14 protein-coding genes are annotated in these 26959 nt (G+C 47.5%); 11 read left to right on the top strand and 3 right to left on the bottom strand.

Annotated features, from left to right (window positions below):
- Positions 1 to 508: 508 nt before the first annotated feature.
- The 4 genes from K5Q99_RS10525 (at position 509) to yidZ (ending at position 6391) form a co-directional block, all read left to right on the top strand.
- Positions 509 to 868: a hypothetical protein gene (locus K5Q99_RS10525; protein WP_246604451.1), complete on the top strand. Its 360-nt coding sequence runs from the start codon at positions 509 to 511 to the stop codon at positions 866 to 868.
- Between the two features lie 354 nt (positions 869 to 1222).
- On the top strand, positions 1223 to 4030 hold the full coding sequence (locus K5Q99_RS10520) for a M16 family metallopeptidase (protein WP_220776834.1): 2808 nt from the start codon (positions 1223 to 1225) through the stop codon (positions 4028 to 4030).
- A 233-nt stretch (positions 4031 to 4263) separates the two neighbouring features.
- A complete protein-coding gene (locus tag K5Q99_RS10515) occupies positions 4264 to 5457 on the top strand; it encodes an MFS transporter (RefSeq protein WP_220776832.1) in 1194 nt (397 codons plus the stop codon).
- Positions 5432 to 6391 (top strand): HTH-type transcriptional regulator YidZ, encoded by a 960-nt coding sequence (yidZ, locus tag K5Q99_RS10510; RefSeq protein WP_220776831.1) that lies wholly within the window; start codon positions 5432 to 5434, stop codon positions 6389 to 6391. The genes K5Q99_RS10515 and yidZ overlap by 26 nt, the downstream gene beginning before the upstream one ends.
- A gap of 5 nt (positions 6392 to 6396) precedes the next feature.
- On the opposite strand, the gene K5Q99_RS10505 is transcribed toward yidZ, so the two are convergent.
- Positions 6397 to 9126, bottom strand: a complete 2730-nt coding sequence (locus K5Q99_RS10505; RefSeq protein WP_220776830.1) for a DEAD/DEAH box helicase — start codon at positions 9124 to 9126, stop codon at positions 6397 to 6399.
- Between the two features lie 375 nt (positions 9127 to 9501).
- Here K5Q99_RS10505 and K5Q99_RS10500 point away from each other — a divergent pair, with 375 nt between their 5' ends.
- Positions 9502 to 10875: a DUF4397 domain-containing protein gene (locus K5Q99_RS10500; RefSeq protein ID WP_220776829.1), complete on the top strand. Its 1374-nt coding sequence runs from the start codon at positions 9502 to 9504 to the stop codon at positions 10873 to 10875.
- Positions 10876 to 11034: 159 nt separating this feature from the next.
- Positions 11035 to 12156, top strand: a complete 1122-nt coding sequence (locus tag K5Q99_RS10495; RefSeq protein WP_106651750.1) for a sterol desaturase family protein — start codon at positions 11035 to 11037, stop codon at positions 12154 to 12156.
- A 190-nt stretch (positions 12157 to 12346) separates the two neighbouring features.
- Here K5Q99_RS10495 and K5Q99_RS10490 read toward each other — a convergent pair whose 3' ends face one another.
- Entirely contained in the window at positions 12347 to 13792 is a 1446-nt protein-coding gene (locus tag K5Q99_RS10490) for a LysM peptidoglycan-binding domain-containing protein (protein WP_220776828.1), read from the bottom strand.
- Between the two features lie 232 nt (positions 13793 to 14024).
- Here K5Q99_RS10490 and K5Q99_RS10485 point away from each other — a divergent pair, with 232 nt between their 5' ends.
- The 4 genes from K5Q99_RS10485 (at position 14025) to K5Q99_RS10470 (ending at position 21955) form a co-directional block, all read left to right on the top strand.
- Positions 14025 to 15362 (top strand): leucine-rich repeat-containing protein kinase family protein, encoded by a 1338-nt coding sequence (locus K5Q99_RS10485; protein WP_220776827.1) that lies wholly within the window; start codon positions 14025 to 14027, stop codon positions 15360 to 15362.
- A gap of 294 nt (positions 15363 to 15656) precedes the next feature.
- On the top strand, positions 15657 to 16877 hold the full coding sequence (locus tag K5Q99_RS10480; RefSeq protein ID WP_220776826.1) for an efflux RND transporter periplasmic adaptor subunit: 1221 nt from the start codon (positions 15657 to 15659) through the stop codon (positions 16875 to 16877).
- Positions 16877 to 19954 (top strand): efflux RND transporter permease subunit, encoded by a 3078-nt coding sequence (locus tag K5Q99_RS10475; protein WP_220776825.1) that lies wholly within the window; start codon positions 16877 to 16879, stop codon positions 19952 to 19954. Before K5Q99_RS10480 ends, K5Q99_RS10475 begins: the two co-directional genes overlap by 1 nt.
- A 183-nt stretch (positions 19955 to 20137) precedes the next feature.
- Entirely contained in the window at positions 20138 to 21955 is a 1818-nt protein-coding gene (locus tag K5Q99_RS10470; RefSeq protein ID WP_220776824.1) for an SEL1-like repeat protein, read from the top strand.
- A gap of 166 nt (positions 21956 to 22121) precedes the next feature.
- Here K5Q99_RS10470 and K5Q99_RS10465 read toward each other — a convergent pair whose 3' ends face one another.
- Positions 22122 to 25247: a M9 family metallopeptidase gene (locus K5Q99_RS10465; protein ID WP_220776823.1), complete on the bottom strand. Its 3126-nt coding sequence runs from the start codon at positions 25245 to 25247 to the stop codon at positions 22122 to 22124.
- Positions 25248 to 25677: 430 nt separating this feature from the next.
- Here K5Q99_RS10465 and K5Q99_RS10460 point away from each other — a divergent pair, with 430 nt between their 5' ends.
- Positions 25678 to 26679 carry an NAD(P)H-quinone oxidoreductase gene (locus K5Q99_RS10460; RefSeq protein ID WP_220776822.1) on the top strand — a complete coding sequence of 334 codons (1002 nt, stop codon included), beginning with the start codon at positions 25678 to 25680 and terminating at the stop codon, positions 26677 to 26679.
- Positions 26680 to 26959: the final 280 nt, after the last annotated feature.

Raw genomic sequence — 26959 nt, 5'->3', positions numbered from 1 at the left:
GTAATAATTTTTTAAGGATCGCCTCTTTACGTTCTGGTGAATACCGAGCCATATCGTTCTCTTTTGCCGCACCCTGTCTTTAAACATAATGATTATTTAGGGGTGACAACAATCCTGACACAGGGGGGCTTGCTACTGATCTTGTGGTTGAGAAGTCTTTTGGCTATGAATTCTACCAGATTCAAACGTTAACTAAGACTTTTAGTATTGGTATACAATCTGGCAAACTAGATTGGAGTAAAACTTGGCTTTTAGTTGAGTTAGAAATGTTGATTAAAGTCAATTAAAAGCTCTTACAATGCCTTTAATTAACAAAACTTAGTAATTGTGTATATTTATTTTGGATTTTCTTTGTTTAACTCGTTGTATTAAAATGTTTTTATGTCCACTCACTCACCCTGGTTGTTATTTATGTGTGCATTACCCTTCTAATTCGCTATGAAGTACTAGCGTTAATTTAGATGCTAAAGTCGACATAATCTCATTTTTTAAAGCCTCGCAATGATTTGTGGGGCTTTTTTATGACACACATTCTCTATTTGTTTATATTAGTGAATACATTAAAGAAGATAATCGAGAGTATCGCTGGAATAGCTCAGCTATGGCGGCATTTTATGTTGTATTGTTAGTCGTTGGCGGAATTCTTAATCAAATTGAAACGTTGCCAATATCATTAGTTGTGGCATCAATATTTGTTCCATTAGCTGTTTTATATCCGCTGTATCAAGCTCAAAAAGCAGTTAATTTTGCACTTGAATCTGTGGAATATCCTGATAATTCGCGTTTAACTTGGTTGAATTGGATATGGATTGGTCTGTTTTGTTTCTATTGGGCGATGATTATTTATGCTCTCACCTTGTTAGTTTAAATTTCTGAATGTGAAAGCGGAATATATTTCTAATCACTTATATTCTGCTTTTTTAACGTCACTGCAAACATCTGGGAGCTAATACGGTTGGTATAAGCTAATTTTTAGCTTACTGAATGCTATCCTTTGCCCTATCCCCCTCGCGCTTATTTTTCAAGATATTCCTGCTAAATATCAAGGCTATAAACTATTTTTAGTACGCCATAAGGTATTGATTTTGTGACTTAAAGTGCTTTAGGTACTATAGTGACTGCTTATTTTATCTGAAACTTAGGTATGCGCTTCTTAGGTTTCTTGTTTGATTTTGGGGGAAAAGTGCGAATTTTAATGAATAATTTCAAGGCGATTAGCCTGATGCGCCAGTGGCTACTCCTGACATTGTTAACTGTGGCATTACCGCTACAGGCGAGCGAAGAGCCGCTGTGGATGGGAACGCCTGACTTGCCCATGAGTGGGCGAGTCCATACCGGTGAACTTGCTAATGGCATGCGCTATTTATTAGTGAGCAATAAGACGCCAGAGCAGGCTGTCATAGTGCGCATGCGGGTGGATGTCGGCTCAGTGGTGGAGTCCGATACCGAACAGGGGTTAGTGCATTTTCTTGAACACATGGCCTTTAATGGCTCGACGGGTTTGGCTGCGGGCGAGATGATCCCGACTTTGCAGCGCTTAGGTCTGAGTTTTGGCGCCGATACCAATGCTGTGACTGAGTTTCAGCAGACGGTTTATCAATTCAACTTGCCTAGTAATAGCCAAGATAGAGTCGATACTGCTTTATTTTTAATGCGTGAAATTGGCAGTAATTTACTACTCGACCCTGCGCTTATTGAGCGTGAAAAAGCGGTGGTCTTGGCTGAGCTGCGTGAGCGTAGCGGTGCGGATCTGGAGAATTACCGCAATCAATTACAGTTCTTGATGCCGCAAACATTGCTCTCGCAGCGCTTCCCTGTGGGCGAGGCCAACAGCATAAAGAATGCTACTCGTGAGGCTTTACTGTCTTTATACCAAGGTTTTTACACGCCCTCACGCACCACTTTAATTGTGGTGGGTGATATCGAGGTGGCCGCAGTTGAACAAAAGATAAAACAACAGTTTGCCAGTTGGCAGGCCGCGCCTTTAGCGGCGAAGGTGAAGCCGCAATCGATTGGCACTGTCGCTGCGCGCCAGAGCGTCGAGGCAGCGGCATTTTTCGATCCAAGCCTATCGACCTCGGTTTCACTCGGTATGCTCAAGCCTATGGCATACCCTACCGACAGCCCTGCTGTGCGGGAGCAGGAAATACTGCTCGAACTCGCCCACGGCATCTTGTATCGCCGAATGGAGTCGCAGTTGCAGCATAGCCAAGGTTTATATGGCGTTAGCCTGCAGGTTGGGGATCAATTTGATATCGCCTACGGCACTCAAATGAGCTTAGGTACGCAGGAAAATAACTGGCAAGAGGGCATAGCAATATTGGAGCAAACCTTGCGCCAAGCAAAAGAATTTGGTTTTAGTCAGCAGGAAATTGACCAACAAATCAAACGTATGCACAAAGGATATCAGCTCAGCGCTGCGGGTAGCAGTACTATCCACAGTGTGAATATTGCTGATGGGTTAGTCTACTCGGTCGCAGAAAAGCGCGTGCCTGTAGAGCCTGAATGGCAGCTGGCATTTTTTGAAAAAATAATGCCAACAGTGACGCCGCAAAAGCTAAAGCAAGTATTTAATCAGACTTGGAACGCCACGCCGTATCTGTATCTAACCAGCAATAAGCCCATCGAAAATGTTGAAAAACAGCTTGTTGCTAGCTATGAGAAAAGCCGCAAGCAAGCTGTGAGCGTACCAGCAGCGAAGGCGATTGATGAGTTCGCATACACTGAATTTGGCGATCAGGGCAAGTTAAACGCCGATAATCGCGATGCCGAAACGGGCATTCGTCAGTTGCAGTTTGCCAATGGTGTGCGGCTTAATCTTAAGCCTACTGACTTTAATAAAGGCACCACATTGGTCAGCCTCAACATTGGCTTTGGTGAAGTGCCATTCCCTGAGTTAGATGGCCTGTCTTATCTGTTTAACAGTGCCTTTGTGCAGGGAGGGCTTAAGGCCCATGACTATGGCAGTTTGCAGGATATTTTTGCTGGGCAAGATATTTCCATTAACCTAGGTGTGCGTGAGCAGAGTTTTGGTGGTGAGATCAGTACCAATGCCGCAGAATTACGTACACAGCTTGGCTTAATGACGGCCTTTTTGATTGAACCTGGCATGAATAAGCAGGCTGAGCAATTGTTCCGCGAGCAAGTGATTGCCGAACAGCAAAGTCTCCATAGCAACCCGCAAACTGAGTTTTCTAATCAGTTTGATCGTATCTCCCACAGTGGTGATAAACGCTATGGTTATGGTGATCCTGAAGAAATTTTAAAGCGTCAGTTTGCAGAGTTGGCGCCGAGTTTCCATTCAGCCGTCGAGCAAGGAGCAATTGAAATCGCCATAGTAGGTAATTTCGACGAAGCCAGTGCCATCGCTGCTGTGGCTGACACTCTCGGGGCAATTAAACGCAGCCCCACTAAAAATAGCCAGTCGCTAGTGCCTGTGTTCCCGAAAGTGCCCGCTAAGATGACGTTAACACACTATGGTCATCCCGATTCAGCGGCGCTGGCCATGGTGTGGCCAACAACGGATATGACTCACTTGAGCCAACATGCGGGATTGGGATTGCTGGAGCAAGTGCTCGGCATTTTATTAACTGAGAATGTGAGAGAAAAAGCGGGCGCGAGTTATTCGCCATCGGCCTTTTCTTATAGTGATTTCAATGCCAGCGGTTATGGTTACTTAGGTTTGTTTAGCGTGACGACTCAAGCCATGTTGCCAAAGGTTTCCGAGTATTTCACCGCTGCAGTTAACCAAGTCAAGCAGCCGCAGGGGATTAGCGAGGACTTACTTAATCGAGCCCGTCAACCTGTGCTTGAATGGATGCAAGCCGCGCCGCAGAGCAATGGTTTTTGGTTAGATTTAGCGTCAAATGCCCAGAGCCACCCTGGGCGTTTTGCAGCGTTTAAACAAAGGCAAGCGTTGGCGCAGAAGATGACACCGGCAGAGCTTAGTAAACTGGCACAGCAATATTTGCCAGCAGAGGGCAGTTTAACCATCCAAGTCCTTCCTGCACCCTTAACACCTCAGCAATGAGTGTTGGGTTCATAGAATAGAAGATTGACCATTCGCCGCCATATCCCCTGTGCTAGCCAGTGCAGGGGATATTTTGTTTCTATTCCTTCTGTTCCTTCAATTTAGGGCCAATTCCACTGCCTATATCCCTTGGTCGCAAACGGAAATACCTGTTGTCGAAAAAGCCACTCACTTAACTGTGGTCGCCCCACTACTCTAAGCGCAACTTATTTGCGAGGAGATGGGTGAGGTATATGTTGCGATATCTTTTGTGTAGTTTTTGTTTAGTGCTTCTGTATCCAACTGGGATAGATATGTACTTGGTTGGTTTACCGCAAATCGCGCAGGATTTAGGCGCGAGTGAAGCACAGTTGCATATCGCTTTTTCTGTGTATCTTGGTGGAATGGCGGCAACCATGCTTTTTGCTGGCAGCGTAGCGGACCGATTAGGGCGCAAGCCTGTCACTCTATTCGGCGCTATTGTCTTTGCCTTAGCTTCGTATTTAGGTGGCATGGCTGAGACAAGCAATCAGTTCTTACTCATACGTTTTATGCAGGGAATTGGTGCTGGTTCCTGTTACGTTGTCGCCTTTGCTATTTTACGCGACACCTTAGACGATAAGCGCCGAGCTAAAGTGCTCTCAATGATCAATGGTATTACGTGCATTATCCCGGTCATTGCACCTGTTATTGGGCATGTAATTATGCTCAAGTTCCCTTGGCAGAGTCTGTTTAGCACTATGGCTGGCATGGGACTATTAGTCTGTTTGCTATGTATTTTTATATTACGGGAGACTAAACCTGCGCAGAGTAGGATTGAGGATGTTAATCGTCAGTTGGCGCCGCAAGAATCTTTTCGTCAGTCCTTTTTCCTCAGCCGGCTTGTTATGACGACTCTAGGTGTGACTACGATTCTCAGTTATGTCAATGTGTCTCCCATGCTGATCATGGGGCAGATGGGGTTTGACCGCGGCCAATATTCTAATGTTATGGCATTGACAGCGTTAGTGAGTATGCTGGTATCGTTCTCGACTCCTTTTGCACTTGCTGTGCTTAAAGAAAAAAGTTTGATGTTGATTTCACAGCTGTTATTTGCAGCTGCCGCGCTAGTGTTTGTGCTAACTCAGGTGCAATATTTTAGTTTTAATGTGAATTTATTAGGCTTTGGTTTTGTCTGTAGCGGATTCGCTATTGGATTTGGTGTGACTATGAGCCAAGCACTGAGCCCCTTTGCATCGCGTGCTGGGGTGGCAAGTTCATTGTTAGGTATTGCACAGGTTTGTACTTCAGCACTGTATATTTGGCTGATGGGATTAATAGGTATTAGTCCACTTAACATATTGTTGCTGATATTAGCCTTGGGCTCTGTTATCAGTACCTTACTCATATTATGTGTGCCTACAGCACCGAGCGTTTATCTAGATGAAGAAATCACTCGCACGTCTTGACCTTAATCTATTGTTTACTCTACAACTTCTCTTACAAGAGCGGAGTGTGACTAAGGCCGCTAAAAAGCTCAATGTCACCCCATCAACCGTGAGTAAATCCTTGGCGAAATTGCGTGATTGGTTTGACGACCCACTATTCATTAAAACGCCTCAGGGATTGCAGTTAACGCCATTGGCCCAAAGCATGGAGCATGACTTAGCCGATTGGTTACAAAGGGGCAAACAGCTTATGGGCAAGCGCGGGGACGATATGGCTAAAGGGCTCAGTTTTGAGCTGATGCTTGAGTCACCTTTGTCGCTCATTATGCTTAATCAATTAACGCAGGCGATTTACCAACACTACCCTGATGCAAAAGTGAAAGTACGAAATTGGGATTATGATTCTCTGGAGGCCATTATTCGCGGTGAGGCTGACATAGGTTTTACAGGCCGAGAAAGTCATCCTCGCTCCAAGGAATCCCTTGATTTATTGCCGTATTTTATCGATTTTGAGGTTTTATTTACCGATCTTCCTCAGGTGTATTTACGCCGCGATCATCCCGCCTTGCAGGAAGAGTGGAATATAGACACTTTCTTAAAATACTCGCATATCAATATCTTGTGGGAAAAGAGCGAAACCTGGGCCTTAGATGATGTACTTATTGAGCTTGGGTTAAGTCGCAATATAGTACTGACCTTGGCCAGCTTTGAGCAGTCACTGTTTGTCGCGGCAGAGCCTCACCACAGCATGCTGGCAATAGCGCCGCAATATTGTGAGCAATATGCCCGCCAATTACACCCTGACTTAGTCACTCGCCCGATCCCGATAAGTGGCGAATATCTTAATAAACTCGCCATTCCTTTCACCTTGATTTGGCATAAGAGAAACAGCCACAACCCTAAAATCACTTGGCTGCGAAACAAGATAAAAGCAATTTATCAACAGCATGATTAAGGTTTCTATTTACTGCTTTCACTTTGTTGGGGAATACCCAATTGCTGGCAAATATATTGGATACACAATTCTTGCTGTTGGCACCATAGTCCGTAGCTGACGGGGATAAGTTTAATCCCGGCGCGCTGTAACAGCTTATACAGTTCAATATCGAAAAAGTCCGCCCATGGCCCTGGGTAACCGATTAAATCTATTGCTAAATATTGGTTACCATAGCGGCACAGAATATCCAGTTCTAGCCCCGCCATATGGTAGGCGCGCCAGACTGTTATGCCTTTTTCTTCAATCGCGAGTGCCACCGACTGGCCGAAGCTATCGAGGGAATCGACATAATTGTGTGCCGCTTGAAATTGGCCCGCCGATGCTAAGTAAGTTGCCAGTAAATTATTGTTGGGGAGCTCATGCGCTTGTACCGATAAAAATAGCCACTGCATTTGTTTAGCGCGGGTGATGGCGACATTGAACATATCGGCTCGATTTAAATACACGGCAGCGCGGCTGTCGTTGGCCGTAATGCTAAACGACAGCAGCATAATATCGCGCTCTTCCCCTTGAAAACCAAAGGGCGTGGCAATCCGTAATTGATGACGTTCTATTTGCTGCGTGCTAAAACGTGCGAGAATTTGCTGGGATAAATACTCTGTCTGATTGCGAAAACAGGAGAGCACTCCAATGCTGGCGGGCACTAATGCATTCTCTTGTTCATCAATCAGTTGAGCTAACTTTTCAATTAATGCCTCAGCTTCTATGGCGTTAATGCCCTTGCTATCACGGTTGCCAGTCACCTGGACTCTGTGTAAGTGCCCTGAACTTGTGCAGGGTCTGTGCTGCATAATCTTCAGCATACCTTGATAAAACTGCTGATTACTAAATTGGATCAGCTCAGGTTTACTCCGAAAATGCTCATTTAAAAATACCACTTGGGATTGGCTCGCAAGGGATTGTGATACTAAGTCGAGCATACTGGCATCACGGTAGCTCATTAGGCCGCGGCAATCCGCAGCAAGTCCAAGTTGGGTTTGGATTTGGGTTTGTTTTGCGCGGGATAAAAACGAGAAATGGCGCAGCTGTTTACTGTCGCCCACCACCAGTGCCGCTTTTGCCCGCTGTAAGGCCGGTAAACATGCGGCAATATTGGCTTGGGTGGCTTCATCAATAATCACTAGATCAAACATTTGCTGCTCCATGGGCAGCACTTTATGCAAGCTGGCAAGGCTAGATAACCAAATGGGAAAGGTTTGCTTTAAGGCATCAAAATCTGTTTTGTAGAAACCGTCGAGTTGCTTAGCGGACTGCCGAGCGCGAAGTGCACTGGCAAAACTCACCAGTGTACTGCGCTTATGTTTGAGTAATTGGTGTAATCGATAGTGAGTGGCCAATTGTAAGTATTTGAGGCTTAAGTCTTCTTTTTGGGCGATGAGGGCGGTTAATTTATCGAGCACATCCCATTGCTGAGCAAACTGTTTGATCCCGGCACGGTAAGCCCAGTTGTAAAGTCCTAAGCGCCAGCGTGATTGTCTTTGTTGTAAGGTCGCCAGTTTTTGGCCGCGACGTATGGCGTGGCGGCAATGGTGTATAAAACCGGCTTCCATTTTGGTTTGCTCGCGAGTCACAGTATTAAGTTGCTGTTTTGCATTGAGTAGTAAGATATCTGAGAGGGTTTCTGCAGTCGCAGGATGCTGACCATGCAGCATTTCATCTATCTGGTTTTTAAGGACTTTAATAAACTGCGGCGAGCCGGCTCGAATAAGACTGCTCCCTAGCTGGAATTGTTGCTGCAACTTATCGGCAATCACATCAACGGCAACATCGGTGTGGGCGACGATGAGGACAGATTTACCCCTTAATACCTGCTCCGCCGCCACTGTGGCTATGGTGTAACTTTTACCCGTTCCCGGTGGGCCCGATATTTGCCCCAAAGTATGGTTGGCCGCCACCTTTAAGGCTTGAATTTGTGCGCGGCTTAATAGCCCAGGAAGGTAATTCTCTTGGGTATCGACATTGTGACTAACTGAATCTCGAGTTGGCGTTTGCCCAAAAAGCGCTTGAAGCGGCGCAGAGTGTGAGGGCGCTGTGATGAGATTGTCGAGTTCGTGCAATATGCCGCGACTTGCCTGCGAACGCTCTGCAAGAATAATTTGGCTGCGACTAACCATAAACCGCCCACGTTTACGGCATAAGCCAGTGAATTCAGTCTCATCGATCAGCTTGGGAAAATGCAATAAATGACTGGTATCAACATCGGCTTGGCCCGCCCGCAGCCAAGCTATCCAGCCACTGACATCCGTTGGATTATCGCGTAACTCTTGACTTAAGCAGTGTCCTTCAACGACTAATTTTTCTAACAGGGCTTCATTGATGGTGAATGGCCCGCCGCCAGAGAAGCTGTTATTAGATTCGAGGTAAATGTTATCGCCATCGGCCTGTAACTGGCATTCACGGTACAGCAGTGGCGTGACGACTTTACGTTTTTCGCCATTAAGCTCGACAGTGCCGCAGAAAAACAGACAAGAGTGCAATAATACTTTTTCTCGCAGATACAAGGCACTACGCGCCATTAATGCCGAGGCAGGAGCAAATGGCACCGGTAAGCGTGGCAGAAAGCCACTGCTTAACTCGTCTTCACCTTGGAGCAATAGCTTTTCTTGCTCAGCAAGTTTGTGGCTAGACCAAAGGTTAATTTCAGCACTATCGTGTTGAAAACACTGTTTGTAGTAGTTAAGAATCCCTTGCAAACCCTATCCATCCCAAAGGCTTAATTGGCGGTGCGAGAGTAACTCAATCGCATAAGCCGAACAAGGTTTGCACCAACTGTGGATGATTTCTCCATGGTCGCAATAGCCTAAAAGAGAGGTATTCGATATGCCAGCCTTATTGCTCTGGAGCGGAAGCGTTTTTGTAGATGTGAACTAAGGTATCAGTAATCGCATTTGTATCAATTAAGAGCCCGAAAAGTGGCGTTTGTATCAGTATTTGGTGTGTTATTGAAATGTTTGTTAAGTGTTTGAGTTTGTGAAATATTTGTTTTTGTTTTTAGTGGAAATTGCCATTGTTGTCATTGTATAACTGCGTAGACTGAACTGAATTTTTGTCTGCTAATGAGGGAAACAATGATAAAAAGTAAGCTAAAGGGATTCGCGGTTTTGACCTTCGCCTGTTTAGGCGTGACCGCTTGCGGTGGTTCTGATAATGACAAGGATGAGGATACCTCTAAAACTGATACTTATGTGCAATTCTATAATGCGACAGTGGGGAGCACTGCTACCGCGCTGAAGATTGGCGATAAAACCTATGAAAGCGTGAGCTACGCAGATGCGATGCCACGATTTACATCTACCCCCGGTGTGAGTGAAGTAGAGGTGATGGGTAAGGATGCGGCAAATAAAGATATTTCACTCTACAAAGAGAATATCGATTTAAAAACGGCAACCGACCATTTCTTTGTATTGCATGGGGATTTTGCCTCGCCAGCCCTTTTGAATATTAATTACTCGCGTACCGAGCTCGATAAACAAAATGCCGAAGTGGACAAGAGCAAGATGCAATTATTGATTGCACACACTGCGACTGATGCACCTGCCTACGATGCCTATATTGCCAAAGCGGATAAAGGCTTTGCCGATGCAGTGATGCTAGGCAGCGTCTCCTATGGTGAGGTTTCAACACCACAGATTTTAGATACGGGCGACTATAAAATTTATCTGACTGCGGCGGGTACGACCAATATCAGTTACACCACGGCAAGCATTAACTTTAAAACCAAGGTGCCTTATAAGTTGATTTTAAGGGAAAGCTTTGGCGCTTCAGCCGCTAAAATCAGTTTAGACAGCGTCGACTCAACCACCAATGTGCGTAACCATGTCGCCCTCGAAAGCAGTGTAGACTTTAGAGTATTCAACGGTTTGGCTACACATAATGTTGATGTGAAAGTGGTGAGTAGTAAGCAAGAAGCGCTATTTAGCAATGTTGCCCCCTTCGGCGTAACAGCTTACCAAGGCGCCGAGTTTAATGACTTTGGTGTGAGCGTACTTGACCATACAAGCCAAGCTAAATTACTCGACAATGTGCTGATCACCCTTAATCAAGATGATATTAAAACCATTTTCATTTACGAGCAGGCGACAGAGCAGGGCAGCCAAGTGAAGGCGATGGAGATGAAGCAAACTCAGACGCCAAGTCCCTATAGCTTTAAGTTTGACATCGTGAGTTTTGCCGATAAAAGTAATCTCACTGTATATTTCTTAAAAGCAAATGACACGATTGAAACTGCGGTAAATAAAATCACTGCGGTCAACCCAGCTAGCCCTCAGTCAGTGACTGTACCTGCAGGCGAATATTCTATTAAAGTCATCGCAGTCGAAAACGGCACTAAAACCGTTGTCTATGCCTCCGATTTAATGGATTTCAGCAATGAAGATAATGTCACTATGGTGCTGAATAAAGATGCTGCCACTAGCTTTGGTTATAACTTGATTGAGCTCTAACCGTTAAGGTGAGTGAACTTAGCTAATACAAGAGCGCTACTTAGGTAGCGCTTTTTATTGATTGTGGCAGTGGGGTTAATGTAGGCTAATCGGCAAAAATTAAGCTGAGTGGTGGTTGTGTGGATAACGCGAGCAGCATAGGAAAAGGAGTTCACTGTGATTAGCAAAGGATTTAAAGACGGCCATTTCCAAATTGGTGAAGGCAGTATTAGCGGCACCATAGCGTGCATGTTAGCCATATTATCGTTTTTAGGTGTATTGGCGTTTCATTTCCCTGAATACCTGACTACCCCCGAATTACGCCAAAGTTATAACGTCGATATTATTCGCAGTTTGATATTTGTCGCCTTAGTGGTGTCGGGCAGCTTAGGTTTATTAAATTTTATTCGAAATAAAAATAAACGATTTGGCTTTGTCGCTTGGGTATTTGTGAGCTTGGCGATTGCCTTTGGTGGTCATCAAGTCGAGGTCGAGCCTTTTGCCAATCATAAGGTCTCACTGGGGTTAGATTGGTTTATTTTAGACTTATTAGGTTCAACCTTAATTTTTATTTTTATCGAAAAATGGCTACCCCATAAACCTGAACAGCCAATATTGAGACCCGAATGGCAAGGGGATTTAAATCATTTTTTGGTGAATCATTTAGCGATTGGATTTGTATTATTGGTGACGAATCAATTTGTGCAGTCGACCTTTTCTTGGGCCATTTCCAGCACAGTGCAAAGCTTTATCGCGGGTCTGCCCTTTGTGTTGCAACTGCTGTTGATTCTATTGGTCGCCGATTTAATGCAATATGCGGCGCATCGCGCTTACCATGAGATCCCATTCCTGTGGCGTTTCCATTCGGTACACCATAGCGCCAAGCATTTAGATTGGCTGGCGGGATCAAGGCAACATATGTTTGAGTTGATCGCCACCCGCTGTCTAGTACTTACGCCGATTTTTATCTTGGGATTCTCCAAAGATATCATCAGTATTTATGTCATTATCGTTGGCGTACAGGCGGTATTTAACCATGCCAATGTCCAAGTTAACTTCGGTTGGCTACGTTACTTAATCGTCAGCCCGCAGTTCCACCATTGGCACCATGCTTCCGATAAGGCGGCTATAGATCGTAACTATGCCGCCCATTTTTCATTTTTAGATTACCTCTTTGGAACCGCAGTTCGAGGTCAGAAAGAGTGGCCAGAGCAATATGGTGTCGTCGGTGATTACATGCCCGTTGGCATGTTTAAGCAGCAATTATATCCCCTCGGTTTAGCGAAGAAGGACACAAAATAACGGCGCTGCATTTGGAGTGGTTTGTTTTGGAGTCATTATCTGGAAGTCATTGTCTGGGAGTCAATGTGAGGTTAACTGGGCCACAATGTTTAGGTAATAGTTAACTCTGGCACTGGGATAGCAAAAAGCCCAACACAGCGTTTTTAATTGGCGCTTTGTTGGGCTTTTTTTGCAGTTAATATCGCAAGCGTTATTCGCTGATTTTCAGCTCTTGGCCTGGCTTAATAATGCTCTTGCCATTGAGCTGGTTCCACTTCATTAAATCAGCCAGTTTGACCTTATTCTTACGGGCGATTTTATCCAGTGAATCGCCGGATTTTACCTTGTAGGTTTTGGCTTTTACCGTTGGCTTATCGGCCGATTTTGAGCCGTTGGCCTTAGTGCCGTTGGCATTTGTTTTGGTCGATGACTTGGCTTTGCTATCGGCCTTAGTGTTGGCTTTAGCGGGTTCTGGCTCATTATCATTGGCTGCCATTGGCGTTAAGAGTGTGAGCTCTTGGCCGATTTTGAGGCGATCAGAGGTCAGGTTATTAGCCTGTTTTAATGCCTTGACTGATGTATCAAACTTAGCCGCGATTGTGCCTAGGCTGTCGCCGGACTTAACGATATAGCTTTGGCTGTCATAGCGTTTTTGGGCGTAGAGTTTGTCGTGATTTTCTTGATATTGGCCTATGTTTTCCAGCGGTAAGGCGATCTGATATTTGCCTTTGCTCGGGATCACGCCTTGGCGAAAGCCCGGGTTATAGGTTTTAAATTCTGCCTTGCTCAGCCCTGCCGCATTGGCGATTTGGCCGATATCCACGCCATTGGGCGCAGGGACTCTATCTAAGAAAGGGCGGTTCGCAATCGGTCGCACTTTTAGATTGTAATGATTGGGTGCGCGAATAATTTGAATAAAGGCCAGCCACTTAGGCACAGTTTGTACGCGTTTGGCCGGAATGCCCAGCGACCAAAAGTCCGTTGGTTTGCCCTTGGCTTTATTCTTGTCGATGGCGGCTTTAATCACCAATTCACCGGTATTGTAGGCGGCGACAGCGTTGATCCAGTCTTTGTCTAAGGTGTCGTACAAATGCTGTAGATAGTCGAGCACGGCATCGGTTGAGGCCAGTGCATCTTTGCGACCGTCGTAGGCAGAGTTAACCGTTAAGCCAAAATTACGCCCAGTGGCGGGGATCATCTGCCACAGTCCAGCTGGGCCGTTTGCCTGTGCCAGTGGATTGTAACCACTTTCGACTATGGGTAATAACGCCAATTCTAATGGCATGTTACGGGCTTCGAGCTGGCTGACAATGTAATACAAAAAGGGTTCGGCGCGTTCGCCGACTTGGTTCATAAATTTCTGTTTATCATCGAAAAAGTTACGCTGTTTGCGCACTTCGGCATCGTCATGTACGTCAATGGTGTTGGCGTGTTGGATCTTTTCCCAAACGTCGCTGTACTGCTCAACCACAGCAGGTGGCGTGTGCTGCTGGTGTTGTGGCGAGTGCTCGTTAGCGTTACTCACATCATTTGCTGGGGCATTGAATTCTGTGGTTGATGGGCTTGCCGACGTGGTCGCGCAACCGCTCAATTGGGCCACGAACATGGCCAGCATTAGCACTGTAAAAGAGTGCGTTTGGCGAAAATGTTTCCGCATGATTGTCCTGTGATGAGTTAACTGGGCATTCCATATTGGTGCACATGCTAATCTGTTTTCGCGTTTCTGGATAGCTCCCCCACGGTTTCCCCCTATTTGCAGCGCCCGCCTAACGCCTGCTTAACGCCCGTTTAGCGCCGATTGTGCCGCCCTTTGGCTGGATATCTTGCGTTTAGCTTTAGCCATTAATGCGCTACCATAGCGGCGATTTTTCATTGACTTGGGTAGCAAAGTGCAGACGTTAGCGCAGTTAAGAGCAGGGCAGTTACAAGGGATCACGCGTTTACAATTGGTCGAGGAGTTAACCGAGTTTCCGCGGGAGATTTTTGACTTAGCCGATACCCTCGAAATCCTCGATTTATCGAATAATCAATTGAATACTTTGCCCGAGGACCTGTACCGATTATCGCGTTTAAAGATCATCTTTGCTTCTAATAACCGTTTCGAACACTTACCCGAGGCATTAGGACGCTGTGAAAGTTTAGAGATGATTGGCTTTAAGGCGAATCAAATCCGTACTGTGACTGCCGCCGCGTTACCGCTGCAAACTCGCTGGCTCATTCTTACCGATAACCAAATCGAAACCTTGCCTGCGGCTATGGGCGATTTACCTCGTCTACAAAAATTAGCCTTAGCGGGCAATCGGTTAACGGTTTTGCCCGAGTCGATGGCCAATTGCCGTAACTTAGAATTAGTGCGCCTATCGGCCAATCAACTGCAAGCGCTGCCAGCTTGGCTATTGGGTTTGCCTAAGTTAACTTGGCTCGCGTTTGCGGGTAATCCGTTCAGCCATACCTTAGTCGATCCCCATGCCGATGTGGCCACTGTGGTGAATGTGACTCTGGATGATATTAAGTTGGCAGAAAAACTGGGTGAAGGCGCCTCTGGGGTGATTTATCGAGGCGATTGGTTGAATCAAGCCATGGTCGCCATGACGGGTTCATCGCAGATTGCGGTAAAACTCTTTAAGGGTGAAGTGACCAGCGATGGTTATCCCGCCGACGAGTTAGATTGCTGCCTAACAACGGGAGATCATCCGAGCCTTATCAAGGTGGTCGCGCACATCAGCCAAAAAGATCAATTGGGCTTAGTGATGGAGCTTATCCCGCCGGGGTTTAGCAATTTAGGCTTACCGCCAAGCTTAGCAAGTTGCACCCGCGATACTTTTCATGCCGATACTCAGTTCAGCCTTGATGAGGTGGCAATGATGGCATTCCAACTCGCCGATGCGATGGCGCACATGCACGCTAAGCAAGTGAGCCATGGCGATGTCTACGCCCATAACATTATGGTTAATCAACAGATGAACTTGTTGTTTGGTGATTTTGGCGCGGCATCCAATTTACGCAATCTGTCTACAGTCGAGCGCTTGGCGATGGAGGCGATTGAAGTGCGGGCGCTGGGCTGCTTGATTGAAGATCTGTTGGCTTATGTGAGTGGCTCGGTTGGCCCTGAATACTATAAAAAATTGAGTGCGATTAAAGACGAATGTATGCAGTTAGATGTGACTCAGCGCCCCTGTTTTGCAGACGTGAAAAAGGCCATCGGAGCCCTGCTAAAAGGCAAATAGTGGCTTGCTAACAGGCTGGCTTTACATCTGTTTCTAGTTTGTTGTGGTTTATGTGATTTTGTGTGATTTAAGTTTTTTCGATTAGGTTTTGCGTTAACTCATTGTTTTGTTTGAATGTGTAACAGTATTTTTACTGGCACTGACAGGGATTATGCCTATAGGCTGTATACCCAAATAACCTCAAATTGCTGAATAAGCACTTTGGAGGACTGGGTATTAGTCTTGGGTTCAATCCGGTTTGCTGTTGTCGGATAGGATGTCCGTTGAATAGTAAGAACAATAGGTTTGCATACTATGTTTATACAAACGATGTTTACACAAATAGTGACAAAACGAGCACGCAGTGCATGCGATATTTCATTTAAAAGCCAGCCCCACAATCTTCCAAAGGCGCCCTTAATCGCGCCTTTGACGTTTCTACTGGCGAGTCTTTTCACCTTAACCCCTATAGCTGTATCAGCGGCGGATAAGATCGACGTTATCCCTGTGACGGTCGAGGCCATTCAAGAAACTGCCTTTGCCGATATCGTCAACGAAGTCGGTAAAATTAACGCCATCGATTCGGCGATCCTCAACTTTAATGCCAGTGAAAAAATCAGTGCTATCCATTTTAGTAACGGCGACAAAGTGACGAAGGGCCAAGTGATTGCCGAGCAAGATAACACTAAGGCCAAGGCTGATTTAGACAAGGCCAAAAGCACCTTAGCACTGGCAAAAACAAAGCTTGAACGGATTGAAGACCTGTTAATCAAAGAGCCATTTGCACTCTCCAAGCAAGATGTGGATGAACTGCGGGAAAATGTGAATCTGGCTGATGCCGATTTTCGTCAGAAACAAGCAACCATGAACGACTACTTGATCAAAGCCCCCTTCGACGGTCAGCTAACAAGCTTTAGTCAGTCCATCGGCAGCCAAATTGGCGCAGGTACCGCCTTAGTCACCCTTTATAGTTTAAATCCGGTCGAAGTCCGTTATGCCATTAGCCAGAAGGATTTAGGTAAGGCACAAAAAGGCCAGAAGGTGAATGTCACCGTTGAAGCCTATGGTAATAAGGTGTTCAATGGGTTAGTTAACTATGTGGCCCCTGCGGTGGATGAAAGTTCAGGACGAGTTGAGGTACACGCCGCCCTCGATAACCCTGAGTTCAAACTGGCGCCCGGTATGTTCGCCAATATTAAGCAATTCTACAGCAATGATATTAAACACTTATTAGTGCCGCAAAATTCAATTATCGCCAATAATGACGAACGCTTTGTCTGGTTAGTGCGCGGCGATAGCGCCGTAAAACAAGTGGTTAAACTCGCGCAAAACACTAATGATGGCTATGCGGTTGTAACCGAAGGTTTAGCCGAAGGCGATCTCGTGGTTAAAACGGGTATGCAAAACCTCAAGGCCGATAGCAAGATCAAAGTCATTCGGGACAAAAGCGCGGCAGATAAAGCCACTGTCTCCAGTGTTAACTCTGGTGCGGTCGAAGCGCTAAGCGCTGAGCCCAGCACTGAGGGGGCCGAATAATGCGTTTACCCGAAGTCTGTATTCGCCATCCTATCTTCGCCTCCGTGCTCAGCATCATGGCAGTGTTACTGGGCTTGATTGCCTTTCAAAAACTCGATATCCGATATTTTCCTGAGCACACCACCCACTCGGCATCTGTGAATGCATCGATTGCTGGGGCTAGCGCCGATTTTATGTCGAGCAATGTGGCCGATAAGTTAATTGCGGCGGCTTCGGGCATAGACAAGGTCGATACTATGTCGACCGACTGTAGCGAAGGTCGCTGCTCGTTAACCATTAAATTCAATGACGATACCAGCGATATCGAATACACCAACTTAATGAATAAGTTGCGTAGCAGCGTCGAAGGGATTAACGATTTCCCCCAGAGCATGATAGATAAACCGACCGTTACCGACGATACCTCGGCCACGGATTCGGCCAGTAATATCATCACCTTTGTGAACGTGGGTGGCATGGAAAAGCAGGCTATGTACGACTACATTAGCCAGCAGCTAGTGCCGCAACTCAAACAAGTTCAAGGCGTTGGTGCTGTTTGGGGACCCTATGGCGGCTCACAAAAGGCGGTCAGAGTCTGGCTCAATCCTGAACAAATGAAGGCGTTGAATATTAAAGCTGCCGATGTGGTGGGCACGTTAGGCTCTTACAATGCCAGTTTTACCTCGGGGGCGATCAAAGGTAAGTCGCGGGATTTCTCGATTAACCCTTTGAATCAAGTTGAAACGCTTGAAGACGTGAAGGATCTGGTGATTAAGGTCAGCGAGGGCAAGATCATCCGTGTGGCCGATGTCGCCGATGTGGTGATGGGCGAAGAAAGCCTGTCGCCGAGTCTGTTGTCCATTGGCGGACACAGTGCCATGTCGTTGCAAATTTTACCTTTGAGTAATGCTAACCCTGTGACAGTGGCCTCGAACATTAAGGCCGAAATTGCGCGTATGCAGCAGCATTTGCCCCAAGGGTTAGAAATGACCTTGGCCTACAATCAGGCCGATTTTATCGAGGCTTCCATCGACGAAGGTTTTTCCGCGCTGATTGAGGCGGTGATCTTAGTATCCTTAATTGTGGTGCTATTTTTAGGTAGCCTGCGGGCGGCGTCGATCCCGATTATTACCATTCCTGTGTGTGTGATCGGCGTGTTTGCCGTGATGTCGGCGCTGGGTTTTAGCATCAATGTGCTCACTATTCTGGCAATAATCTTGGCCATCGGTCTGGTGGTGGACGACGCTATTGTGGTGGTGGAAAACTGCTATCGCCATATCGAAAACGGTGAAACCCCTTTTAACGCGGCGATTAAAGGCTGTCAGGAAATCATTTTCCCTATCATTGCGATGACGTTAACGCTCGCCGCCGTGTATCTGCCGATAGGACTCATGTCGGGGTTAACCGCCGATCTGTTTCGGCAATTCTCCTTCACCTTGGCCGCTGCCGTGATGATCTCTGGTGTGGTGGCGTTAACTTTGTCGCCTATGATGAGCGCCTATCTTATCAATACCACTGAGCAGCAGCCTAAATGGTTTAGCCGAGTCGAGCATGCGCTGCAGCAGTTAAATGATTTGTATATCAAAGAGCTGGATAAGTGGTTCGGTCGTAAGCGTTTAATGCTCGGCGCGGCAGTGGTGCTTGTCGGTCTTGCGGGCATAGCCTACTGGCAGCTGCCGAAAATACTTTTACCCGCGGAAGATTCTGGTTTTATTGATGTGGCGTCCAATGGCCCAACGGGTGTGGGTCGCCAGTATCATCTGAACCATAATGCTGAGCTTAATGGCGTGATGGACGAGCATTCTGCCGTTGGAGCGAACTTGTCTTACATCGAGGGCGAGCCAGTAAACCATGTGCTGCTCAAACCTTGGGGTGAGCGCAGCGAGGGGATAGATGAGGTGATCAGCGACTTGATGACTAAATCGAAGGAGAGCGTTTCTGCTTACAACATGTCCTTTAGCATTCGCTCGGCGGATAACCTCAGTATTGCCAATAATCTGCGCTTAGAGTTAACGACCTTAGATCGCAATAAGGATGAGCTGAACAACACCGCCGCCAAAGTGCAAAAGTTACTCGAGGATTATCCAGGGCTGAACAACGTCGGTAACTCGGTACTGAGGGATCAACTACGCTACGATTTATCTATCGATCGCAATGCGATTATCCTCTCGGGGGTTAGTTATGGCGATGTGACGAATGCGCTTTCTACCTTCCTTGGCTCAGTCAAAGCGGCGGACTTACATGCCACCGATGGCTTTACCTATCCCATTCAAGTGCAAGTAAACTTAGATAAGCTCAGTGATTTCAAAGTATTGAATAAGCTGTACGTCACCTCAGAATCGGGGCAAGCATTGCCGTTATCGCAGTTTGTGTCGATTAAGCAGACTACGGCAGAGTCGAACATTAAGACCTTTATGGGCCTTGATAGCGCCGAGCTGACGGCAGATATTATGCCCGGCTATTCCACCAATGAAATTAAAGCCTATTTAGACGAGCAACTGCCAACGCTGCTCAATGACGCCCAAGGCTTTAAATACAATGGGGTAGTGAAAGATTTAATGGATTCGCAGGCGGGCACTCAGTCGCTATTTTTGCTGGCACTGGTGTTTATCTATTTGATTTTGGCCGCGCAGTTTGAAAGCTTCGTCGATCCCTTAATTATCTTACTGACTGTGCCCCTGTGTATTGTTGGCGCGCTGCTGACCTTAGCTTTGTTTGGCCAGAGCGTGAATATCTACTCGCAGATAGGGTTATTAACCTTAGTGGGACTCGTGACTAAACACGGCATCTTGCTGGTGGAGTTTGCCAATAAGCAACAGGACCAAGGCTTGAGTGCGATTGAGTCGGCGCTAAGCAGTGCTAAATCGCGCTTAAGGCCGATTTTAATGACCTCTTTAACCATGATTTTAAGTGCCATTCCTTTAGCGCTGGCTTCTGGGCCTGGTTCATTAGGGTTAGCCAACATAGGCTTAGTCTTAGTCGGAGGCTTAATGACGGGGACCTTCTTCTCGTTATTTGTGGTGCCTGTGGCCTATGTTGCTATGGCCGAACTCAAAGCTAAGGATGTGCTTGCTGGGCTGCGCAGTGCTAAAGTTTAGTCGCAGGTTGGTTGGGGTTGATCGAGCCTAGATCCACTACATGGGTTCAACTTGCCCATAAATACGTTATGATTTAAGCCAATAGCTAAGCGCGTTGGCTTAATTTTTTTGTCGAGTGATCATTGCAGTATTTGAGAGAGTGTTGAGTGCGAGTGGCCTCATCAGCGACGGAGAGCTGGCATTATGAGTTTGTTACAGTGTTTTCATCGGGCGCCCCTGTATCTGGCTTGCTCGGCTGGGCTGATGTTTGCCTCTCCGGTCATGGCCTCTTTTTGGCAGGCCTTGTTTCGCAGTGAGTTACCGGTCGATCAAGTGACGGCGCCGGCGGGCAGCCAGCGTTTCGAGTTTGTCGGTGTGTTGCCCGCCAATACGCAATTAGAACTGGTCGGTTATTACGCCTCATCGATTTGTACCCGCAAGGAAATTCGTTTTCCCAGTGGCGATCTCGCGAATCCCTACCGCGCCACACTCGAAAAAACCTCAGTGCTGCGGCAAGTGATTAGCAGTGGTAGCAAAGCGAGTGAGTTTTCGCTGCCCTTAGCCTTAAATGGCGGTGGTGATTGTCAGTGGCGGCTTGAGGATTTAATGCTCGATGTGACTATACTGCCGAACCACCCGCTGTGGCAGAGAGCTAAAACGCTGCAACGGGATTACCTCGCCAAGTTGCAGCGCACTTTGGTAGATGCATCTAAGGCTGCCAGCCAAACTAGGTTGCCGACTCAAGTGTCACCCCACGATGATTTTTATTTAAGCCATGAACTTAATATCGATCCCATCCGTGCGGGTAGTGAGGCGGATAACTCGCTGCTGGCGACCACGCCGTTATCGTTAGCGCCAGTCTACTATCCGGTTTTTATTCATTATCCAGAGGAAGACAAACCCTTCGAGGCACGGCTGAAGAGTAGCCTACAGCGCACTGCTAGCCTGTGGGCCAGCCCGTATACTCAGGCCGTTCGGCGTGGCGATGAGGCGGTGATGCGGGTGAACTTCAATCCACAGATTGCCGAGCATTACGAAGTCGATGTCTGGTATCAGCCCGATGCGGTGGAGGTGAAGTATCCCGACGGTACTCAATATGCTTATGCTAACGGTGATGTGAAACTGTATGCCTATGGTAAACCTGAATCACAAATCAAGACCTTAGCTCAAAGTGCCAAGGCCGAAGACAAGCGCTTATTGGCGCGTATCTATGAGCTTGGGCACGCCTTGCCTAAGGACGAGGCTAAGGCGCTAAAGTATTACCGCGAAGCCGCAGAGGCGGGCGATATTGAGGCCTTGCACTGGATGCGAGATCAAGCCGGTTACGCGGGGCGAAATGATGAAAAAACCTATTGGCTGGAGCGCGCCGCAAGCTTTGGTGATAACACGGCAAAGCTTGAGTTAATCCGTTTACCTTTATCGGTTATTGAGCGTGGCCTCGTTAATACGGGTGAGGATAAGGTTAGAGAAACGCAAGCGTGGCAGCAGTTAAATCAATTAGTTGACCAAGGATTGCCTGAGGCAAGCAGCCTGATGGCTTTCTATCAAGTGTTACCCTATTCACCGTATTTTGATGCTAACGCCGCGCTGGAAAATTATCGCCTGAGTGTGAAGGCTAAGCCTGAACTGGCCCATGCGGCGGCCAGCGATTATTACTATTTGGCAGATAATTTTGCTGCGGGTGCGGAGTTTTGGCAGATTGCAGCCGAGCGGGATCTCTACGCCGCAGCCGAACTTGCCAATATCTTGTTATCGGAAACCCATCGAGATGCAGTTAACGCGCGCTACTGGTTAGCAAGAGTGACGACGCTGGGTGCCAAGCAAGGTTTGCAGGCGGACATTTTAGGCAATGCTTACTTCCAGCTTGCAACCTTATTAGATAAAGGCGAGGGCGGCGCGGTCGATGCGAAAACAGCGTTAACGCTTTATCAGCAGAGCATTGAAATGGCAGAGCGATTTTCAAACGACTATGAAGCAAAGGCCAAGGACAGAGTGCAAGTGCTTGAACAGCTGCGCTTATAACCTCATGTTTATATAAAAGAGTATTCGTTAGCATTTAGCCAATAAAAATCCCTGCCATGGCAGGGATTTTGCTATTTATTCAAATACTTGATTTAAGCCTCTAGTGTTAAGTGGCTAGAGTTGAATAAGCAGATTTAAACGTTCTGGCTTAAACAACGATAGCCAACTAGCGTAAATCGACTTGCAGTGCGACACCCGAACTCTGGGGTTCACTCTGCACTGTGATGTAATACCACCCCACGTTTGGCGCATCGACTGTGATACTTTCTTGAGTGTTAGCAGGCGTGACAGACGCTGCATCGAAGTGTTGAGCATTGGCCCAAGTCGTCCCCGAAAACAGGCTCACATCACCACTGCCGTGGGCAGAGTTGATGCTTAACTGACTCGTACCTTCTGGCACCCAAAGATAGTAATCGCTGCGGCCATCGGCGGTGCAGATGGCTTTGCCTGAACTCAGCTCACCATGACTCAAGGGGGATTGCGTCGCGCAGGCATTGGCGATGAGAGCTGGCGTAGGCGTGTTGCTTGCACCAGCATTGAGGGTGAGAGTGACGCCGCTAAACTCAGTGGCAGTATCCACTGTGATATAACGCCAGCCGCGATTGGCACTAAAACTAAGCGACTCTTGATTACCCACTTGAGTGCTCTTGGCATCGGCATTATCGGCGTCGGCCCACTGACTGGCATTGAAGTAAAGATTGGCATCCCCTGCGCCGCCCTTAGTGGTGACGGTGAACTGGCTATTATCTTCCTCAACCCAGAAGTAGAAGCTGTTGCGTCCACCACTGATGCACTCGTTTTTGCCCAGTGTGAGCTGGCCATAGTCTAAGGTCACTGCACCGCAATTTGCTGGTGGCTCAGGATCCACGCCGCCATCTCCCAGATCGGGATCGACATCAGCGAACAGCTCAGTGGTGCTGACTTGCATGTCGACGCCGCCAAAGTCCCCCGACAAGGTAATGTAGTGCCAATATTCGTCAGGGTTTAACTGCACTTTAATGACTTGATAGTTACCATTGCCGATCCCCGCGCCTTGGTTTTGTTCTGGGCTTGCCCAGCCTCTAGAATCGAAATAAATGTCGGCATCACCCCAACCACCGCCAATCTTGATCCAAAGATCTTGGGCCGAGCGATCGGTATTAGTGAAGCTAAAACTGGCGCGGCCGAGTTTTGAATCGATACATTCCATCGGCACATCGATTTTCAGGCTGGCCGATTCTGTGTAACGGTAGGCTTCGTTCGTCACTTGGCAAGGCGAGTAATCCTTACTGATAGTGCCCGCAGGACCAGTCCAGTTACCTTCACGGCCACTGGGCTCAGCATCGACATCACTTGGGCCTTTATCGACAATGCCATTGTCAGCCGTGCTCAAGCCGCTGGCGAGCCAACCTTGCCACTCGTTGTCGTAACGTGTACCGATACCATCCATAAAGGTTTGATATTCCGCGTATTGGTCGTTACGTAGGTAGGCGAGAATCTGTCTTACATCGTCCCTGTGATGCTCAAACATAAAGCGCACCGCCAGATAACCCCAACGGTAGATACGGTCTTGGCCCGATTCATAGTTGTTTTTGAATATGGTCGACAACATAAACTCACCGGTTTCGCCCATGGCAATGGCCGCGGTATTGGCGTCACGGTAAGAAATGTATTCTGCTAGGCCTTCAATCCACCAAATAGTATTGGCCGAAGTGCCGCGGCTAAAGTCACCAAACAGGTTATAGCGCCCGTCGAGGTAGTGCACATATTCGTGTTGCAGGTTCCAGACATGGAAATCCGGCGTGCGCCATTCGGCTTCATAGGCGATAAAACGCGCCTGATTTTTGAGTCCGGCGGGCGAGCCCTCAAGGTACATGCCGCCGTTGTCAGTATTGATGCCAAAGATACTGTTGGCTAAGGATTTATACTCAGACGAACTGCCAAAGATCACTAGCTCTAAGTCATCGTTGTTATCTTGCTCCACGGGTTGCATGCCTGTTTCTAGCTTACTGTGGAAATAGCTCTCTTGACTGGTCAGCACATCACAGGCCCATTTGGCTTGATCTTGATAGAGATCTTGGGCGCGGATCTTGAGACTGTCGGAGCATTTCCAATTAAAAGGTAAGGCATCGGCTTCTAACTGCGCCTTAAAACCACAGATATTGTAATCGTTACAATGGCTGCGATCGTAATAGTCGGCCATTTCTGCCGCCGCGTACCAAAGCACTTTACTCGGTTCGGTTTTGCTGGTGCTGCTGAGGATATTTTTAACCAGCTGAGTCACTCGCGGGCGCATGGCATCAATGTAATACAGTCTAGATAACTCTTTGACTGAGTTAACTAACAGATACTCTGCATTGGTACCTAACAAGTCGCGATGTTCGAGTTGGAAGTTATTTAGCGCATCTAAAATGCCTTGGTCACGAGCGAACAGCGCCTGCATGTCATCATTCCACTGGGCGCGGAATAAGGTGGTAAACACTGAGTTGGCTGCGGCGTTCATGGCGAAACTGGCTTGCCAGTTAGCGTCGTAGTCCGTTAGCACTTTAATGGTGACATGATTGAAATCGGCGCCGAGCTCGGCAGAGTCAATCAGGATTAAGGCTTCTTTCAACACGCCAGCATTGTCATCGGAAACAGTCCAAATCGCAGCGTTCGCAAATAAAGCGTTGAGGGCCGATTTTAAGCTGGCCTTAGCGGCGCTGCTGTAAGCGGATACATCATTTGGGCTGTAAAACTGCACATAGAGAGCGGCGCGGACAAAATAAATATGCGATTCAAGATGCTGAACATCGACCCCAGTGTAGTCCTTGGCTTTAGTGGCAATGGCGTTGGCGACACTGATCACATTGGCCTCGCTAAACAGCGCGGTCGCAGCACTGCCTTTGAGGCTATAGAGCTTACCGACGCACTCGGGTGTCGATTGGCTCAATTGATCCACTAGGGCTTGGCCCGATTTACCGACAAAGTCACTGCAGTCATTGCTCTGCAGTGCGGCGCTGCGACTCTGTAACTTAAGTGGCGGTTGCTCAGATACTTCGCGCTTCTTGCGTGAATGCATCTTAGGCGGTTCTGTCATTGTCTGTTCTGTCATAGTTGGCTCATTCGGGGATGCCATCAATGGCGTCTCTCGCAGTAGCTGTCTATGGGATTCTATTTGGCTAATGGGCGCCGAGGGTGGTCGTGGTGCGGGTTGCGCTTGTGGATTGCTGGGTGTGTTGCTGCCTAATGGGTGACTCGTATGAGTGTCATGGGCGAGAGCGGGAGTCGCAAAAGCTAAGCTAATAGCTGCGAAGAGCAGTGTGTTTTTCATTGTGTATCCGTAGTTATCTAGTCTGCAAAGCAGATCTTCCTTGGGCGTTATTTGATGCGTGGAACCTAAGCTTGCATCAAACCTCATTGGATTATTTGCGTGATAACAATAGCGCGACAAACATCGCAGCTAGCAAATAATGCGTTCAAATGATGGCTGTAAGTTTTTAATATATCTAGTATTTACCTCAATATTTACTCGATACATCTTTTTTGTTCAGCTTAGGTTCAGCTTTTGCTATATGGGTTTGCACCGGAAGCTGAGTCTGTGGGACTCCATACCTTATGAAATGCCTGATTGAATAAGAGTGGCTATTTGGCTTGAATTTGCGCTAGCTTAGCCGCATTAAGGTTAGATGCACTTTCCGCAGTAAGCACTCGAACCGCTAAGCCATCTGCGATGAGGTCGATGCCATTCCAAAGGAGCTTTTATGTCAGCTTTACCAAGCGAATACACCCATATCTATGTTGAGCAACCCGGTGCCCCCGAGGTGATGCAATTATCGCGCTCGCCTCTGCCAGTCCCCGCCGCTGGTCAAGTGTTGATCCGCGTACATGCAGCTGGAGTGAATGGCCCCGATGTCAAACAAAGGGTGGGCGCGTATCCACCGCCACCGGGTGCATCACTCATTATTGGGCTTGAAGTCGCGGGGGATATTTGCGCCCTAGGTGAAGGCGTGAGCCAATGGCAAATCGGCGACAAGGTTTGCGCCTTAGTGCCTGGCGGGGGTTATGGCGAGTATGCGCTCACCTATGCCGCCCACTGTTTGCCTATCCCAACGGGCTTTAGTTATGTGCAGGCCGCTGCGCTGCCAGAAACCTTCTTTACCGTATGGGGCAACCTGTTTATGCGTGCGGGACTGAAAGCGGGCGAGACGGTACTGATCCATGGCGGCTCGGGCGGTATTGGTAGTACGGCCATTCAACTCGCCAGCGCCTTAGGGTCAACAGTGATAGCGACGACGGGGCAAGATGAGAAGCGCGATTATTGCTTGAGTCTTGGGGCGGCTGAAGTCATCAACTATCGCACCCACAACTTTGTTGAGCCCGTCATGGCGCTCACCCAAGATAAGGGGGTAAACGTGGTCTTTGATATCGCGGGTGGCGATTTTATTAACCTCGATTTACAAGCCTTGGCGATGGACGGTCGTATGGTGTCGGTGGCGATGCAGCGCGGGCCTAAGGCTGAAGTCGAGATTTTCCGCCTGATGGCAAAACGCATTATGTGGACAGGGTCGACCTTAAGACCGCAAAGCGTGGAGGCAAAAGCAGCGATTGCCGCCGAATTATTTGAGAAAGTCTGGCCACTGTTAAATGCCCATAAAATTGTGCCGAATATTTTTGCGACCTTTCCATTAGGCGAAGCCGCGAAAGCCCATGCGCTGATGGAGTCGGGTGAGCACAGGGGCAAGGTGGTATTGACTGTTATTTAGATTAGGCACCTTGGCTTGGCAGCGAGCTGGTTTAGGTCGCTGCCATTCGATGTCAGTCTGCGATCTTTCAGGCAAAAGTGTGGCTGAGTAACGCAGTGGTAAATAGCCGTTTGCGCGACTGTCGTTAAATCGTCATGGTTAAACCTGATGCTTAACCTTGCAGTAACCTCGAACGGCAACTTCGAATCGCAAAGTTTAAGCCCATCGAACATAGTCGATATGATTGCTTTTTATTGGGAATAAAACTTGCCGCGTCGATTTTTTAGACTAAAGTCGTTAA

Origin of the sequence: Shewanella hafniensis (assembly GCF_019655335.1) — a bacterium.
GTDB classification, from domain to species: Bacteria; Pseudomonadota; Gammaproteobacteria; order Enterobacterales; family Shewanellaceae; genus Shewanella; species Shewanella hafniensis.
Note: the sequence above shows the minus strand (reverse complement) of the source record. Positions and strands in the feature narration are given on the sequence as shown.